Below are 16,559 nucleotides of genomic sequence, written 5' to 3'. Positions count from 1 at the left end.
TATGTCAGAAGGTTTCCCAGTGGGCGTCTGCGGCATTTGCCGTGGCCGTGGCCGTCGCCGGGCGCAACAGCTGAGGTGTTTTCACCCCGGTCGGACGTGGGGCAACCGTCTCCTGCACGTTCAGGCGAAAAGCTGCCACGGCCTGACGTAACTGCCCGGACTGATCTTCCAGCGCGGCGGCTGCGGTGGCGGACTCCTGCACCAGCGCGGCGTTTTGCTGTGTCACGCTATCCATCTGCGACACCGCCAGGCTTACCTGCTCAATACCGCGGCTTTGCTCGTCAGAGGCGGATGAAATCTCGCCCATGATATCGGTCACGCGGGTGACCGCCGCGACGATCTCTTTCATGGTCGCACCCGCCTCGCTCACCTGATCTGAACCGGTGTTTACCCGGTTGACCGAGTTTTCGATAAGCCCTTTGATCTCTTTTGCCGCCTGCGCGCTGCGGCTGGCTAAGGTGCGAACTTCGCCCGCGACCACGGCAAAACCCCGACCCTGTTCGCCCGCGCGTGCGGCCTCGACCGCCGCGTTCAGCGCCAGAATATTGGTCTGGAAGGCGATGCTGTCAATCACGCCGGTAATATCCGCAATTTGCCGCGAGCTGTCGGCAATGTCGGTCATGGTACGCACGACGTTATCCACGACCTGCCCCCCACGTGCAGCGGTTTCAGAGGCGTTCTTCGCCAGCAGCGTCGCCTGTCGGGCGTTGTCGGAGTTCTGTTTCACCGTGGCGGTCAGCTGCTCCATGCTGGCAGCCGTCTCTTCCAGCGAGGCGGCCTGCTGCTCTGTCCGGGCCGAGAGATCGTTGCTGCCGGCGGCTATTTCGCCCGCCCCGGTATAAATTGCGTCCGTGCTTCCGCGAACGGCGCTCACCGTGCCGATCAGCGACTGCTGCATCTCGTGCAGACCGGCTGCGAGCTGGCCCATTTCGTTACGCCCGGAGAGGTGAAGGGTCTGGGTCAGGTCGCCGCTCGCGATGGTACGAATATGGTTCATAATGGTATTGAGCGGTTTTAACAGCATGCGCTGCAGCCCCTGCCAGATGACAATCAGCACGGCAATCACCGCCAGCAGGATCGCCCCCAGCGTCCACTGCATCTGGGTAAAGCTGCTCTGGTTCTCAACGGCGGCGGCCTTAAGCAGGGTATTGTTTTCAGCGCGCCAGCGAGTGTAGACCGCCTCCATATTATCCTGCGCCTGTTGCGCATCAAGATCGCCATAAGCCTGGTAATTGTCTGCACGCAGGTACGCAATCGACAAACGCATCACCTCATGCATCTGCTTCCAGGCGGCCTGCATCTCCTCGGTTAAGGCCGCGTTCTGGCCCTTAACCTGCGGCATTTTCTGCCAGTCGTTGTGATACGTTTCGGCCTTAACCAGTGAGTCGCTGGCGGTACCCAGCAGGGTGTTGATCGCGGCAAGAGACGCCGGGTCGCGCTGGTTTTTCAGATAGCGGATCGCCACGCGGGTGACGGTCACGCGTGTTTTCACCAGCGTATTCACGCTGTCGCTCAGGCTCTCCTGTTGGGCGTTGAGTACCCCGGAGTTCTGGAAATTATGACGGTCGTTGCTCACGGCGGAATAGAACAAGCCTCCCGTGACAACTTGCAGCAGACAGAATATGGTGAGAGCAAAGAGAATACCGGTGATCACGTGCAGGTTTTTCAGCATAGCGGTCGTCCATTAGGATGCAGGGGTTGCATAATTACTATCGTCGTAGCCCCTTTAAACTTTAATTAACTATTGCTTAACTAATGGTTTCCATACGGAACCTGTTGTAAATCCGAGTCATTTTTATGAGGAAGGTCAGCATGAGCAGCATTGATAAAAGCGGGACGTTTACGCTTGGCACGCGTACGGTTAAACGGCTGGGTTATGGTGCAATGCAGCTCGCCGGGCCGGGGGTGTTTGGCCCCCCGAAGGATAAACAAACCGCGCTGGAGGTGCTTCGCGAAGCGGTAGCAGCCGGCGTCAATCACATTGATACCAGTGATTTTTACGGGCCGCACGTGACCAACCAGCTTATCCGCGAGGCGCTGCACCCGTACCGGGACGATCTGACTATCGTGACCAAGATTGGGGCTCGCCGTGGGGAGGATGCTTCCTGGCTGCCGGCGTTTTCAGCTGCGGAGCTGACGCAGGCGGTACACGATAATTTGCGTAACCTTAAGCTGGACGTACTGGACGTGGTGAACCTGCGGATCATGTTCAGCGCGCACGGTCCGGCTGAAGGCTCAATTGCCGAACCGCTGATCACGCTTGCAGAGCTTCAGCAGCAGGGGCTGGTCCGACACATAGGTTTAAGTAATGTCACCGCCGCGCAGGTTGCCGAAGCGCAGAGCCTCGCAACCATCGTCTGCGTGCAAAACATGTATAACATTGTTAACCGCGGCGATGATGCGCTGGTAGATTCCCTTGCGCAGCAGGGGATAGCCTACGTGCCGTTCTTCCCGCTCGGGGGCTTTACGCCGCTGCAATCGTCCGGGCTGCAATCGGTCGCCGATACGCTGGGGGCAACGCCGATGCAGGTTGCGCTGGCATGGTTACTGCAACGTTCCCCGAACATCCTGCTTATCCCGGGCACCTCGTCCGTGGCGCATCTGCGGCAAAATCTTGCCAGTGCGGACCTTGAGCTACCACCTGAGGCGCTGGATGCCCTGAATTCCCTGTCGAGTTAAGCGTGCCGAAATAAGCCCGGCGATCTTTCACCGGGCTTTTTTCTGACGGGCGCACGGGCTTATTCCGCCCCGGTCGCCACCTGACGGCTCTGCCTGTGCAGCGCCAGCGCCTCCGCCACAATTTCCTGCTTGCTCTTGCGCGTTTCATACGCGGTCGTCCTGACGTATTCCATCAGGGCAGCATCGATGCGTGCGCTCAACATTTTCAGGTCAGCCTCCTTTGCTAAACCGCGCGCCGTCCGTTTGTCGGGATAATCACGGGTTGGCATAGAAAACGTCCTCCAGAATGTGTCTTGTTAATTTGTGCTGTAAAATATGATATCAAGAGAAAGTAAAGTCAATGCATAGTGTGCGCGTAGTGAATTTTATTTTTCTGGGTTAAGTCATTTTGATGTGTGTATGAAGTGACTTTTGTCACCCTTTTGTTTATCGGGTTAGCTATGTGACGGGTACTACGGCATGATAAAACGTCGTTTAGCGCAGATCGTGAGGGTAGAAGAATGGATTATAAGGCAGTGCAGTTGCAGATTACGGAAGCACCCGAGGTATTCCCGGATGTGGCGCCCGTCCCGCTTACGGATGACACCCTGGCGTCCCGTAAGGCGAAAATCCTGGCGCGCATGCATGAGGAGGGGTTTGATGCCCTGATGATTTATGCCGATAAAGAGCATGGCAGCAATTTTGAGTACCTGACCGGTTTCATTCCGCGTTTCGAAGAGGGCCTGCTGATCCTGACGCAGCGCGGGGAGGCGATCGCAATCCTTGGCAATGAAAATCTCAAAATGGCCGCCCATTCACGCATCCCGGTGAGCCTGAAACACAGTCCTTATTTCTCTCTGCCCAACCAGCCCATGGACAACGAAAAACCGCTCGACGCCCTGTTCCGCGAGGTCGGGTTGTCGGACATGGCCCGGATCGGGCTGGTCGGCTGGAAAATGTTCACCGCAGCCCTGACAGACAATAAACAGTTGTTTGATATCCCGTCGTTTATCGTTGATGCTGTGCGTGAGTCTGCCGGGGCGAATGCAAGCATTGAAAACGCCACCTCACTGTTTATCGGTGGGGATAACGGCGCGCGCACCATTAACAACGCGAATGAAATTGCGCACTATGAATATGGCGCAAATCTGGCGTCTACCTGCATGCTGAACGCCATGAATGCGGTAGAACCCGGCATTCGGGAGGCTGAACTCGGCAGCTATCTGGCCGCGCAGGGGCAATATAATACGGTTGTCACCATCGCCGCCGCCGGGACACGTTTTGAAAAGGCCAACCTTTATCCCACGTTTAAGCCCGTTGAGCGCGGCCAGCCGCTGTCCATGACGACCGGCTTCCGGGGTGGGTTGTCCAGCCGCACCGGATTTGTTATCGCAGACGAAAGTGAACTGCCGGAAACGCAAAAAGACTATCTCGACCGCATCGCAAAACCCTATTTCGCCGCGGTCGTCACCTGGCTTGAACATATTCACGTTGGCATGGCGGGCGGGGCGCTTTATGCGCTTATCGAGTCCGTTCTGCCTAAACATAAATATGGCTGGCATCTGAATCCGGGCCATCTCAGCGCGGAAGAAGAGTGGATGTCATCGCCTGTGTTTAGCGGCTCAACGCAAACCCTGAAAAGCGGCATGATTGTGCAAATCGATATCATCCCTTCCGTGAAGGGCTATACCGGCGTCAGTGCTGAAGAGAGTATTGCACTGGCTGACGCTCAGCTGCAGGCCGAGATCCGGCGCGCTTATCCCGAGCTGTGGGCAAGGATAGTGGCTCGCAAACGTTATCTCACTGACGTGCTTAAGATTAAGCTCAGCGACGACGTCATACCGCTGTCCAACACCGTGGCCTATTTACGGCCTTTCCTGCTGGCGAAAGAGCGCGCTTTTACCTGCTAAGTATGGGCAACCACGGGGGACTCTAAACACGCTATGGGATTGCGAAGATGACACTGCCCGATCTCAGGCAGTGTCGTTGCCGGACGCACGCTGGGAGGTTATTTCTTTTTATTCATCAACGACTTTAAATCCGCGAAAGGGTTGTAGGTCGCTTCGCCGACATCTTTCTGCGCATCTTCACCCGCCACCACGGTGGTGCCGTACTGATCCGCTTCGGTGTACTTCGAGTGTTCATGGTCGTGACAAAACAGGCACAACAGCTCCCAGTTACTGCCATCTTCCGGGTTATTGGTGTGATCGTGATCGATATGATGGACTGTTAACTCGCGAAGGTTGGAGTAAACAAATTCCCGCGAGCAGCGCCCGCACACCCACGGGTAAATTTTGAGCGCTTTCTCGCGGTAGCCGCTTTCCAGCCGCGCGTAGTTTTTGGGGATCAGAGCCATTTCAGTGATTACCTGCGATTGAGTTCAGGCCGCAAATATATCGCATAAGTCCGCAGAAAGGTAACGGGATCCCGGTTATCGCGCTCAGGCTGCGAGCCAGCGCTGACCGTCGGCCTTCATTTTCGCTTCCAGATCGCTGCCGCGCGTGGCAAATACTCGTCCGAGAGGAAAACCACTTTGATCAAGCAGGTAGGCGAGGGTGGCATATTCACGCGGGTATTTTGCAACGACAGTGCGATCTATCTCCACCGGGCCCAGCGGGAAGGTGAACGTGCCCATGTCGTAGATACTCTGGCGGTGAAAGAGCTTCCACACGCCGTCGCGTTTTTCGGCCAGATCGTAGAAACGGTTATGGCATTCGCAGCCAATATTGAGCTTTACATTTTCAGCCACGATCATCGCGTTGGTTTCAAGGATCGCTTTAGTCCCTTCAGCATTAAACGTCACGGCAGGCGTCGCGATAAAATGTTTGGTGCGCAGATCAGATGCGCCCATGCGCATAGAGCCGTCGACAAAGTCGCTCGCCAGGCCTTCAAACCAGGTGATCTCAATCGTGCCGTCGGGATGGAAAAGCTCACGTAGCGCATGCCATTCGCCAAGGTCCCGGTGCATCCAGCCATTCATTAAATCACTGAGTTGTTGTCTGTCATTTTCCAGATTACGCATTGTGTTTCCTCCTGTTATGGGATGGATGCAGTTTGACGCCATAACACGCTAAAATGAAATATATAGATATGACTGATTAATCATTTTTAATTATCGATGAGGTGGGTATGGAGCTTCGCCATCTGCGTTATTTTCTGGCGGTCGCGCAAGAGGGCCATTTCGGTCGGGCGGCAGAAAAAATGAATATCGTGCAACCGGCCCTGAGCATGCAGATCAAAGCCCTGGAAGCAGCACTGGGTGGCCCGCTTTTTGTGCGCACCAGCCGCCGGGTCGAACTGACTGATGCCGGAGAACTTTTTATGACCGAAGCCCGGCGCACGCTCGAACAGGCGGAGCACGCGAAATTGACCGTGGCGCGCGCCATGCGTGGCGAAACGGGGCGGGTGCGGGTAGGGTTCGCAGGCAATGCTATTTTCAGTGGAAGGTTGATTGCAGACCTGCGCCTTTTTCATCAACGTTTTCCTGACGCTGAGCTCATGATTCAGGAAGTGGGCCCGCAGAACCAGGTCGAGGCGATTCGTGCCGGACAGTTGGATATCGGGTATACCCCGATAAGCAGCACGCTTTCAGCACCGGAAATTCACGTCCGGCGCATCGGAGCCTGGGAGTTCCTTGTCGCGATGACGGACGATCATCCACTCGCTCAGCACCCCAGTTTGACCATTGGAATGCTGGCCGGGAAGCCGCTTGTGCTTTACGACGCGCATGATGCGCATGAGCATCTGTTTATCATGCTGACTCAAAAGCTCGGAGAGCAGTGTCATGTGGCGTATCGCTCCGGCAGTACGCTGAGTATTCTGGCGATGGCGGCGACCGGGTTAGGGCTGGCGTTGATCCCGGCCCCGCTTCAGCAGGTGAACATCCCGGGGCTGGTTTATCGTCCTTTGAACGAGCCCGATTTTACCGCCAACCTGGTACTTATCAGCCGTAAGCAGGAGCCGAGTGCTGCAGTGAACGCCTATCTGGGGCTGGTGGCTGGCACGTGATAAGCGTCACGATCGGTCCGTCAATTTATTTGACCTGGTCAGTGAAAGAAACGGTATTTATTCTCATCATGGAATGCGTAAAGTGGTGGAAACCCGTTTTAACCAGGATACGCGTTATGAAAAAGATCGGCTTTTTGTCATTTGGTCACTGGACGCCGTCGGCGCAATCTGCCACCCGTTCCGCGGCGGACACGCTGCTGCAATCCATCGATCTGGCCGTTGCGGCCGAAGAGCTTGGCGCTGACGGCGCGTATTTCCGCGTGCACCACTTTGCCCGCCAGCTCAGCTCTCCGTTCCCATTGCTGGCCGCCATTGGCGCGAAAACCAAACGGATCGAGATTGGCACGGGCGTTATCGATATGCGTTATGAAAACCCGATGTATATGGCCGAGGAGGCGAGCGCGGCGGATCTGATTTCCGGCGGTCGCCTGCAGTTGGGCATCAGCCGCGGCTCACCGGAGCAGGTGATCGACGGCTGGCGCTATTTTGGCTACGTGCCGCAGGAAGGCGAAAACGAGTCGGATATGGCGCGCCGCCACACCGAGGTACTGCTTGAGGCGCTGCGTGGGGAAGGCTTTGCGAAACCTAACCCGCAGCCGATGTTCCCGAACCCGCCGGGACTGTTGCGTCTGGAACCCCACTCTGAAGGTTTACGCGACCGAATCTGGTGGGGGGCAGGCTCGAATGCCACGGCGGTGTGGGCCGCTCAGTTGGGCATGAACCTGCAAAGTTCGACGCTGAAAGATGATGAAACCGGCGAGCCGTTCCATATTCAACAGGCAAAACAGATCCGCGCCTACCGCGAGGCGTGGGCGCAAGCCGGGCATACCCGGACGCCGCGCGTGTCGGTGAGCCGCAGCATCTTTGCCCTGATGAACGATCGTGATCGGAGCTACTTTGGTGCAAGCCGCAACGACAGCGACAGCGTGGGCTTCCTCGATGAAAAAACGCGTGCGATCTTTGGCCGTAGCTATGCAGCGGAGCCTGACAAGCTGATTGAACAGCTGAAACAGGACGAAGCCATCGCTGAAGCGGATACCCTGTTGCTGACCGTGCCAAACCAGCTGGGTGTGGATTACAATGCGCATGTTATTGAATCCATTCTTAAGCATGTTGCACCGGCACTGGGCTGGCGCGACAGCTAAACCGGCCTTCACAGCGAGACATAATGGAAAATCTTGCCCTCTGGTATCGCCGTTTCGGCGAGCCAGACAGCGTTCTGCAACCTGAGGTTTCGCGGCTCAACGCCCGCTCCCCGGAGCATTTGCGGGTGCAAATGCTCTTTTCGCCGGTCAATGCCTCCGATCTTATCCCGATAACCGGCGCGTACCGCCACCGGACGTCATTACCGGCGGTGGCGGGGTACGAAGGGGTCGGGATCGTCACTGAGGCACCCGAGGCCTTTTCCTGCCTGCTGGGTAAACGCGTGCTGCCGCTGAGGGGGCAGGGAACCTGGCAGCGCTACGTGGATTGCCCGGCCGGGTATGCGATCCCCGTGCCGGACGATATCGACTCAACGCTTGCCGCACGAGCCTATATCAACCCGCTGGCAGCACAGATGATGCTGGATAACCATCCGCCAGACGGGAAAACAATACTCCTGACGGCAGCGGGCTCTGACTGTGCGGTGTTGCTCGGGCAGTGGGCGCGCCAGGCCGGAGCGCAGGCGGTGTACGGGATCCATCGCTCGCCTGTCCATGCCGGGCGGCTCGCCGCTATGGGGATCATCCCCATCGCACAGCAGGATACGGCAACAATCAACGCGGTTGCTGCCCGTGCGGACGTGGTGTTTGACGCCACGGGCGGCAGCCTGGCGGAGGCGATCCTGGATGCCATGCCGGAGAAGGGCGTCTTTGTTTGCTATGGGCTGCTGAGCGGGCAAACCTTCCGTCAGCAGCGGGCGCTACCGCGCGTGGCGTGGTTCCATATTCGGAACTCACTGGATGCACTGAGCACAGAGGCATGGCAGGCGGAGTTCGGGCGCATCTGGCCGAAGCTGCGGGCAAGCCTATACCGCGACGCCACCCTCTATCCCCTGACGGAGTGGAAAGCGGCGCTTGCCGCGTATCGTGAAGCCGGAAGGCCCGGTAAGCCCATGCTGGCGATGGGCGTCTGACCCCCCGGCACCCTTATTTATGGCTCATATCGCTGAGTAATACCGCGATGCTTTGCCCGCCCGCGGTTTGCTCAAGGCCGATTTTCACAATGATGGTCAGGGGAACGGAGAGCAGCATCCCGACCGGACCAAGCAGCCAGCCCCAGAATATCAGCGATAAGAAAACGACAAGGGTGGAAAGCCCGAGACCGCGTCCCATCATGCGCGGCTCCAGTATGTTGCCGAAAATGAGGTTAACGATCAGGTACCCCGCCAGCAGAACAAGCGCATCGTACAGCCCGCTGAAGACCAGAACCTGAAGAATGGGTGGGATCGCCGCCAGCACCGAACCAATGTTGGGAATATAGTTCAGCGCAAAGGCCAGCAGTCCCCAGACGAACGCAAAGCGGACGTCCAGGGCCATCAGCATGCCCCAGACTACCGCACCCGTCACCAGGCTGATGGCGGTTTTCAGCACCAGATAGCGAGAGACGCTGTCCAGCGCGCGCTGAATAGCGCCCATGCCCTCAACCGGGCGGACCATCATTTGCTGCAGTTTGGCGGGCAGCTGCGGCACTTCCAGCAGCATAAAGACCACGGTCAAAAACAGCAGGAAAATGGAGGTCATGGCGTTGGAGAGCTGGGCCAGCAGGCTGGTGACGATGGTCATGGCCGCATTGGGATCGATATACCTCAGCAGCTCTTCAACAGAAATTTCTATGCCCGCACGCTGCAGCCATGGCTCGAGTTGCATCAGCGGGATCGCCAGCGACGAGCGGTATTTGGGCAGCGTGCGCGCCAGCTCGTTCAGCGATGTCCCGAGATAGGCCACCAGCAGCACCATGGCGACAATAATAATGCCGATCAGCAGCGTAATGGCCAGCACCCGCGGTATGCGCAGCCGGACCATGCGGTGCACCAGCGGGTTGAGGATCACTGCGATGAACAGCGCCAGAATAAAGGGCACGATAATGTCAGCGGCAAAGCGCACGCCGGTCAAGATAATCACCAGCATGCCCAGCATAATGACAATCTTGAGTCCGTTCAGGGTAATGATGGGTTTGGCCATGGACGTTCCTGAATAATCTTTTTATTTATAATAGATGCGAAAGCCGTTTAAAAAAACTAACCAAAATCAAACAAGCTGGGTAAAGAATTGAAAAGGCTTTGAGTAAATTCCTGGCTTATGGTACAAATCAGGCGTGTTCAACTACCGAGGACAATTTTCATCCGCAAAGACGAGAAGCAACAACGCGGATAATTGTAATATTATGGACAATTTGTTCAGGACGTATTTTTCAAAAAACACCGCTGTCATTTCTTCCTCCTTCTGCCTTCTCTTTGGTGAGCAACACTGGCACACCGCGCTGTAGTCACATCTTCTGCCTGAGCTGGCGCTATGCGCTTAGCTGTCTGATTTAATTACATATTTTTAGGGTTTGCTGTGCTCAGCGGGCCTCGATGGATTATATTCTCAAGCAGGAGAAAAACCATGTTTTACTGGATTTTATTAGCATTAGCGATCGTCGCTGAAATTACCGGCACGCTGTCTATGAAATGGGCCAGCGTCAGTGATGGCAACACCGGCTTTATTTTAATGCTGGTGATGATTACCCTTTCCTATATTTTTCTCTCCTTCGCGGTTAAAAAAATCGCACTGGGTGTCGCCTATGCGCTGTGGGAAGGTATCGGTATTTTGCTGATCACATTGTTCAGCGTGATGTTATTTGACGAAACGTTATCGACCATGAAGATTGCCGGTTTGACCACGCTGGTGGCCGGGATCGTGCTGATTAAATCGGGTACACGTAAGCCGACAAAACAGCCAAAGGAGCAGACCCATGCAGCAGTTTGAATGGATCCATGCGGCCTGGCTGGGACTCGCTATCGTGCTGGAAATTGCAGCTAACGTTTTTTTGAAGTTCTCGGACGGTTTTCGCCGTAAGTTTTACGGCCTGATGTCGATTGCTGCTGTGCTCGGGGCGTTTAGCGCCCTGTCACAGGCGGTTAAAGGCATCGATCTCTCAGTGGCGTATGCGCTCTGGGGCGGATTCGGTATCGCCGCCACTCTGGCCGCGGGCTGGATCCTGTTCGGTCAGCGTTTAAATAACAAAGGCTGGATAGGGCTGGTGCTGTTACTGGCGGGCATGATCATGATTAAATTCGCCTGATCCCGCTCCACCAATGTTTACAGGCAGCGACATTCGCTGCCTGTGTTACGTATGGGGGAAACGAAAACAGAAGGACGTTACTGCTGCGCCAGTGCGTCGAGCTTGTCCCGAAAGCCGGTCACGGAGAGCGCGCGGTTATCGGCACGCCAGCGGTCTTTGGCGGCGGGCGCAGAGCTTTGCACGCCAATTAACTGCCAGCCGTTGTCGGTTTTTAACATCAGCGGCGAGCCGCTATCTCCCGGTAAGGTATCGCACTGATGCGAAAGCACGCTGTTTTGCGCCCAGCCTGTGACGACGCAGTCCGTGTGGGTATAAAGCGCATCCAGATGATCGACAGGGTAGCCTGACTGCGTGACTTTGCGGTCGGCCGCTTTCAGCGCGGCGGTGAGCGCCGCTTTGTCTCCCTCAAACAACGGCAGTGGGGTAATGCCCGACGGCGGATAACGCAGCACGATCAGACCAAAATCCCAGGACGCAGCCGCAGGCGGCACGATCCAGCCATCGCCATCGGGCTTGAGCCTTTTACCGAGCGACGGATCAACGCGGCCTTCAATCCCGTGGATTTCATAGCGCCATATCCCTTTTAGCGACACGAAGCGCAGGGCGACGGCTTTGTCCGGTTTCCCGTTGGGCGGAGTGAGCAGGCAATGGCCTGCCGTCAGGGCAAGCTTAGGGGTAATGAGCGTGGCGGTACAGAGGTTACCGCTGGCGGTCTCCAGTTGACCGATGGCATCCCAGGGGGCCTGAGTGGGATCGGCAACGCGCGTGCGGTCGTCATGACCAAAAAACAGCGTCTTGACCTCTTTCGCGCTTATGACGCTTTCATCACCATCATCCGCATGGGTAAAGCCAGAAAAAAGCCCAAACGTTCCCAGTAACAGCACAACAGATTTACGCATATCACACTCTGGTGGGGTAATTATGATTATTAAAAGTGAACCCTGTAAAAATACTATAGACGGGACGGCGCTAAAGTGGGAGTAAAATCAGCGTGCTACAGTCAGGAAAGATAAAAATGGCTTGCGATGAGCGCGCATAAAATAAGGAAGATAAGAATGAGCTCAAACCGATAGCGTCGCAGCATACGCCCTCCGGATAAAAAACGGCGCTGACAATCTGTTCAGCGCCGGTTTACCAACGTGTCCCGAAGGACACGGTTCAGCGTGTATGCTTATGCTGCTGGCTGTGCAGCAGGTTTAGCCGTTTCGTGTTTTACCGCTTTTTTGTGATGCTTTTTAGCGGCCTGCGCTTTCTGTTCAGCCGCTGGCTTGGTCGCTTTTTTGTGATGCTTTTTCGCCGCCTGTGCTTTCTGCTCTACCGCAGGCTTGGTTGCTTTTTTGTGGTGCTTTTTCGCTGCCTGCGCTTTCTGCTCTGCAGCAGGTTTAGCCGCTTTGTGATGCTTTTTATGGTGAACGGTTTTAGCCGGAGCAGCGGTAGTGGTCGTTGGCGCAGCAGCAGGCGTCGCGGTAGTTTCTGCAGCGAACGCAGCAGAAGACAGACCCATAGCAGCGGCAACAACCAGAGCTAATACTTTTTTCATGTTCATACCCTCGAATTTGGTTTTTCAGTTAACCCCACTGCGGGGCCGTTGAAATAACTATATCCCTGTAAATTCTGGGTTTCCGTGAGTGATTGGTATCCGCGTGTAACCATATGTACAACGCCGGGTACGAACCCGGCGAAGGCGGTTACAGGTAGCGTGAGGTCAGATGCTCTCGGAAATAGCGAACGTTAAGATCTTCGCCGGTAGCCTGAGCGATCAGCTGTGAGGTGGTGAAGCGGCTACCGTGTTGCCAGATGTTCTGGCGCAGCCAGTCAAACAGAGCGCTGAAATCACCCTCAGCGATAGAGGCCTGCAGGCCAGGCAGCGCCGTACTGGCGGCGTGGAACAGCTGTGCGGCGTACATCGCCCCCAGCGTGTAGGACGGGAAGTAGCCGAAGCCGCCGTCGGTCCAGTGGATATCCTGCATGCAACCGTTGCGATAGTTGTCTTTGGTGGACAGTCCGAGCCAGGCCTGCATTTTTTCATCCCACAGGGCCGGAATATCATCCACTTCAATCTCGCCATTAATCAACGAACGTTCAATTTCATAACGCAACACCACATGCGCGGGATAACTCACTTCGTCGGCATCGACACGTATGTAGCCCGGTTTAACGCGCTGGTTCCAGGCGGTGAAGTTCTCTTCGCTAAAGGCCGCCTGGCTGCCGAAACGGGCATGCACCGCCGGGAGCAGGTGCTTCAGGAAGGCGTTACTGCGCCCCAACTGCATCTCGAAGAACAGGCTCTGGGATTCGTGGATGGCCGTGGAACGCGCCAGCGCAATGGGCTGACCGGCCCAGGCGCGGGGCAGGTTTTGTTCGTAACGGGCATGGCCGGTTTCATGGATCACGCCAAACAGGGCGCTGAGCAGTTCGTTCTCATCATAGCGGGTGGTGATGCGCACATCTTCCGGCACACCGCCACAGAACGGATGCGCGCTGACGTCCAGACGACCACTGTTAAAGTCGAAGCCAAGCATCTTCATGGCTTCCAGCCCCAGCTCACGCTGCGTCGCCGTCGGGAAAGGCCCCTGCGGCGGAACGAACGACTGCTGAGCCTGCTTTTCAACAACGTTTGCCAGCAGGTCCGGCAGCCAGGATTTCATATCGCCAAACAGTACGTCGAGGCGAGCGCTGGTCATATCGGGTTCAAAAATATCCAGCAGCGCATCGTACGGCGAACAGCCTTTAGACTCGGCGCGCAGACGCGCCTCTTCGCGGCTGAGCTTGACTACCTCTTTCAGATTGGCAGAAAAACCCTGCCAGTCATTGGCGGGACGTTGGGTACGCCAGGCATGTTCACACTTGCTTCCCGCCAGCGATTTGGCCTCTACCAGCGATTCCGGCAACAGCGAGGCCTGCTGGTAATGGCGCGTCATTTCGCGCAGATTAGCCTGTTCAACGTCATTCAGATCCTCCTGCGCCGCCGCTGCCAGCCAGTCGCCCACTTTTTTATCGGTCAGGATCTGATGTTGCAGAACGCTCATCTCCGCCAGGGCTTCACCGCGCGCGGCGCTTCCGCCCGGAGGCATCATCGTAAACATATCCCAGCTGGCGATAGAGGAGAGGTGGGAGAAGCGGGAGAGACGCTGGAATACTTTTACAAGTTGTTGGTATTGCGTATTTTTTTCCATTCTTGTTCTTCCTTCTGGATGGGAATGTTTTCAGGAGCGTTCGTGGATAGTAACAAAATTTCAACACAAACCCTGCACATTTCCTGCACCAGAAAGACGGGACGCCAGGACTATTTCAGTCTCTTATGCAAACTCCCGCCCACCAGCAGCGCCGCACACAGCATCAGGGCGATAAACCCGCCGACGCCGTTCCAGCCGTAGTTATGCCAGAAGACGCCGCCGAGCGTCCCGGCAATGCTTGAACCGAGATAATAGCTAAAGAGATACAGTGACGACGCCTGGCCTTTGGCACGGCGGGCGCGCGGGCCAATCCAGCTGCTGGCGACGGAGTGGGCGGCAAAAAAACCGGCAGAGAAAAGCAGCATGCCGGTAAAAATCAGCCACAGGGAAGAGAACAGCGTCATCAGCAGACCGAGCAGCATCACCGCAGTCGAAACCAGCATCACGGGGCCACGGCCAAAGCGTGCAGTCATCGCTCCGGCTTTCGGTGAACTCCAGGTGCCGGTCAGATAGGCGACAGACAGCAGACCCACCACCGCCTGGCTCAGGTGCCATGGGGAGAGCATCAGACGGTAGCCGATGTAATTAAACAGCGTGACAAACGACCCCATCAGCAGGAAACCGCTCAGGAATAAACGCGGCAGCCCTTTATCCCGCCAGTGCAGACGGAAATTGATAAACAGCGTTTTCGGGCGCAGGGACGTCGGGCGGAAGTGGCGTGACGCGGGCAAAATTTTCCAGAACATCAGCGCGGCGGCAAGGGCGAAGAGACCAATCACCGCCAGCGCAATGCGCCAGTTAAAGAAGTCGGTAAAGACACCGCTCAGCAAACGCCCGCTCATCCCGCCGATGGAGTTTCCGCTGATGTACAGCCCCATCGAGAACGCGACGAAGCTCGGGTGGATCTCTTCGCTGAGGTAGGTCATGCCTACTGCCGCCACGCCGCTTAGCGATAAGCCAATCAGGGCGCGCATCACCAGAATACCGTGCCAGCTGGTCATCATGGTGGACAAGAGCGTGCATACGGACGCCAGCATAAGTGCCGTGACCATCACCTGTTTACGGCCTATCGCATCTGAAAGTGGTCCGGTGAACAGCAGGCCCACCGCCAGCATGCCGGTTGAAATGGAGAGCGAAATACTGCTGGTGGCAGGCGAGACGCCAAATTCATGGGATAAAACGGGCAGGATGGGCTGAACGCAGTAGAGCAGGGCAAAGGTGGCCAGACCGGCTGAAAAGAGCGCCAGCGTGACGTGCATAAACTGAGGGGTACCACGTTTGATGAACTGCACCGGCTGTGCTGCTGGGGGTAAATCATCGATATCGCTTGCCGGATCGATATCGAGGGTAGATGTACGACTCACACGGTTTCCTTGCTTAACATCCCCGGGATGACGGGTGACGAATATGACCACAGGATCAGAGTAGGAAAATGTAAATATTCTGTCTAATATATTAATAATCTCAAATGATACTTTATAAATATGAATATCGAGCTGCGTCACTTACGTTACTTCGTCGCGGTCGCTGAGGAGCTGCATTTTGGCCGCGCCGCCGCGCGTTTGAATATCTCCCAGCCCCCGTTGAGCCAGCAAATTCAGATCCTCGAGCTGCAGATTGGGGCACGCCTGCTCGCCAGGACTAACCGCAGCGTAAGCCTTACCGCGGCGGGCAGGCAGTTTCTTGCCGATAGCCGACACATTCTGGGCCTGGTGAACGACGCCGCCGCCAGGGCGGAACGCCTGTACCTGGGCGAAACGGGGGAGTTACGCATCGGTTTTACCTCCTCGGCACCCTTTATCGGTGCAGTATCGGCCACGCTTTCCTCGTTTCGCCGTCACTACCCGGACGTGCATATTCAGACCCGCGAAATTAATACCCGTGAGCAAATTTCGCCCCTCAACGAAGGGTCGCTTGACCTCGGGCTGATGCGCAATACTCTGCTCCCCGACACGCTGGCGTGGGAGGTTATCCTGCGCGAGCCGCTGATGGCGATGATCCCGCGCGATCATCCGCTGGCCGCAAAGCCCGTCGTCACCCTGACAGAGCTGGCAGCTGAGCCGTTTGTCTTTTTTGATCCGCAGGTGGGCACAGGCCTGTATGATGATATCCTTGGATTACTGCGTCGCTACGATCTCACGCCAACGATCGCCCAGGAGGTGGGAGAGGCGATGACGATTATCGGCCTGGTGGCGGCAGGGCTGGGGGTTTCGATCTTGCCGGCCTCCTTTAAGCGGGTGCAGCTGCGCGAGATGCGCTGGGTTGCGCTTGCCGAGGAGGATGCGGTCTCTGAGATGTGGCTGGTATGGTCAAAACATCATGAACTGAGCCAGGCGGCACAGCGTTTTAAAAAGCAGCTTATCAGCGCCTCACAGGGGCGATAAATACAGGGAAAAGTGGGCAGAAATGTGCTGTAAATCACATGGCTAAGTAAAAATTTGACGGCGGCCA

The 16,559-nt window shown here is 56.4% G+C and carries 18 protein-coding genes; 9 read left to right on the top strand and 9 right to left on the bottom strand.

The features are described from left to right. Nucleotides 1–4: 4 nt before the first annotated feature. Entirely contained in the window at nt 5–1,672 is a 1,668-nt protein-coding gene (gene tcp, locus ACWKX3_RS06130; protein WP_454541461.1) for a methyl-accepting chemotaxis citrate transducer, read from the bottom strand. Nucleotides 1,673–1,812: 140 nt separating this feature from the next. Between tcp and ACWKX3_RS06125 the strand changes: the two genes are divergently transcribed. After that, nucleotides 1,813–2,679 carry an aldo/keto reductase family oxidoreductase gene (locus ACWKX3_RS06125; RefSeq protein ID WP_454541460.1) on the top strand — a complete coding sequence of 289 codons (867 nt, stop codon included), beginning with the start codon at nt 1,813–1,815 and terminating at the stop codon, nt 2,677–2,679. A gap of 59 nt (nt 2,680–2,738) precedes the next feature. Here the strand turns inward: ACWKX3_RS06125 and ACWKX3_RS06120 are convergent, their stop codons facing one another. Beyond that, on the bottom strand, nt 2,739–2,948 hold the full coding sequence (locus tag ACWKX3_RS06120; protein WP_006174997.1) for a hypothetical protein: 210 nt from the start codon (nt 2,946–2,948) through the stop codon (nt 2,739–2,741). A gap of 231 nt (nt 2,949–3,179) precedes the next feature. On the opposite strand from ACWKX3_RS06120, the gene ACWKX3_RS06115 reads away from it, so the two are divergent. Next, nucleotides 3,180–4,568 carry a M24 family metallopeptidase gene (locus ACWKX3_RS06115; RefSeq protein WP_454541459.1) on the top strand — a complete coding sequence of 463 codons (1,389 nt, stop codon included), beginning with the start codon at nt 3,180–3,182 and terminating at the stop codon, nt 4,566–4,568. A gap of 98 nt (nt 4,569–4,666) precedes the next feature. Here the strand turns inward: ACWKX3_RS06115 and yajD are convergent, their stop codons facing one another. Then, a complete protein-coding gene (gene yajD / locus ACWKX3_RS06110) occupies nt 4,667–5,014 on the bottom strand; it encodes an HNH nuclease YajD (RefSeq protein ID WP_006174999.1) in 348 nt (115 codons plus the stop codon). 84 nt (nt 5,015–5,098) lie between these two features. Then, nucleotides 5,099–5,680, bottom strand: coding sequence for a nuclear transport factor 2 family protein (locus ACWKX3_RS06105; protein WP_220711409.1), 582 nt, complete (start codon nt 5,678–5,680; stop codon nt 5,099–5,101). Between the two features lie 107 nt (nt 5,681–5,787). Between ACWKX3_RS06105 and ACWKX3_RS06100 the strand changes: the two genes are divergently transcribed. The 3 genes from ACWKX3_RS06100 (at nt 5,788) to ACWKX3_RS06090 (ending at nt 8,782) form a co-directional block, all read left to right on the top strand. After that, nucleotides 5,788–6,666 (top strand): LysR substrate-binding domain-containing protein, encoded by an 879-nt coding sequence (locus ACWKX3_RS06100; protein WP_220711410.1) that lies wholly within the window; start codon nt 5,788–5,790, stop codon nt 6,664–6,666. Nucleotides 6,667–6,782: 116 nt separating this feature from the next. Then, nucleotides 6,783–7,811, top strand: coding sequence for an LLM class flavin-dependent oxidoreductase (locus tag ACWKX3_RS06095; RefSeq protein ID WP_058608903.1), 1,029 nt, complete (start codon nt 6,783–6,785; stop codon nt 7,809–7,811). 23 nt (nt 7,812–7,834) lie between these two features. Then, the gene (locus ACWKX3_RS06090) at nt 7,835–8,782 is read left to right on the top strand and encodes a zinc-dependent alcohol dehydrogenase family protein (RefSeq protein ID WP_102890984.1); all 948 of its coding nucleotides are present in this window, start codon (nt 7,835–7,837) and stop codon (nt 8,780–8,782) included. A 13-nt stretch (nt 8,783–8,795) separates the two neighbouring features. On the opposite strand, the gene ACWKX3_RS06085 is transcribed toward ACWKX3_RS06090, so the two are convergent. Next, complete coding sequence (locus ACWKX3_RS06085; protein ID WP_006175004.1) at nt 8,796–9,830, bottom strand: AI-2E family transporter; 1,035 nt, start codon at nt 9,828–9,830, stop codon at nt 8,796–8,798. Nucleotides 9,831–9,963: 133 nt separating this feature from the next. Here ACWKX3_RS06085 and ACWKX3_RS06080 point away from each other — a divergent pair, with 133 nt between their 5' ends. From ACWKX3_RS06080 to mdtI, 3 genes are all read left to right on the top strand, one after another. After that, a complete protein-coding gene (locus tag ACWKX3_RS06080) occupies nt 9,964–10,134 on the top strand; it encodes a protein YdgV (RefSeq protein WP_006175005.1) in 171 nt (56 codons plus the stop codon). A gap of 119 nt (nt 10,135–10,253) precedes the next feature. After that, nucleotides 10,254–10,616, top strand: coding sequence for a multidrug/spermidine efflux SMR transporter subunit MdtJ (mdtJ, locus tag ACWKX3_RS06075; protein ID WP_058608901.1), 363 nt, complete (start codon nt 10,254–10,256; stop codon nt 10,614–10,616). Further along, nucleotides 10,603–10,932: a multidrug/spermidine efflux SMR transporter subunit MdtI gene (gene mdtI / locus ACWKX3_RS06070; RefSeq protein WP_006175007.1), complete on the top strand. Its 330-nt coding sequence runs from the start codon at nt 10,603–10,605 to the stop codon at nt 10,930–10,932. Before mdtJ ends, mdtI begins: the two co-directional genes overlap by 14 nt. Nucleotides 10,933–11,009: 77 nt before the next feature. Here mdtI and ACWKX3_RS06065 read toward each other — a convergent pair whose 3' ends face one another. The 4 genes from ACWKX3_RS06065 to ACWKX3_RS06050 form a co-directional block, all read right to left on the bottom strand. Then, nucleotides 11,010–11,831, bottom strand: a complete 822-nt coding sequence (locus ACWKX3_RS06065; protein ID WP_006175008.1) for a trypsin-like serine peptidase — start codon at nt 11,829–11,831, stop codon at nt 11,010–11,012. A gap of 272 nt (nt 11,832–12,103) precedes the next feature. Continuing rightward, nucleotides 12,104–12,472, bottom strand: coding sequence for an acid resistance repetitive basic protein Asr (gene asr / locus ACWKX3_RS06060; RefSeq protein ID WP_042319707.1), 369 nt, complete (start codon nt 12,470–12,472; stop codon nt 12,104–12,106). A 148-nt stretch (nt 12,473–12,620) separates the two neighbouring features. Continuing rightward, nucleotides 12,621–14,108, bottom strand: a complete 1,488-nt coding sequence (locus tag ACWKX3_RS06055; RefSeq protein ID WP_337284968.1) for a carboxypeptidase M32 — start codon at nt 14,106–14,108, stop codon at nt 12,621–12,623. Nucleotides 14,109–14,218: 110 nt separating this feature from the next. Beyond that, entirely contained in the window at nt 14,219–15,472 is a 1,254-nt protein-coding gene (locus ACWKX3_RS06050; RefSeq protein WP_454541458.1) for an MFS transporter, read from the bottom strand. Between the two features lie 120 nt (nt 15,473–15,592). Between ACWKX3_RS06050 and ACWKX3_RS06045 the strand changes: the two genes are divergently transcribed. After that, a complete protein-coding gene (locus ACWKX3_RS06045) occupies nt 15,593–16,492 on the top strand; it encodes a LysR family transcriptional regulator (RefSeq protein ID WP_368746699.1) in 900 nt (299 codons plus the stop codon). The last annotated feature ends 67 nt before the right edge of the window (nt 16,493–16,559 follow it).

Source organism: Enterobacter sp. UPMP2052 (genome assembly GCF_053709675.1).
The sequence above is the reverse complement of the archived record's forward strand: the minus strand, read 5'-3'. Positions and strand labels throughout refer to the sequence as shown.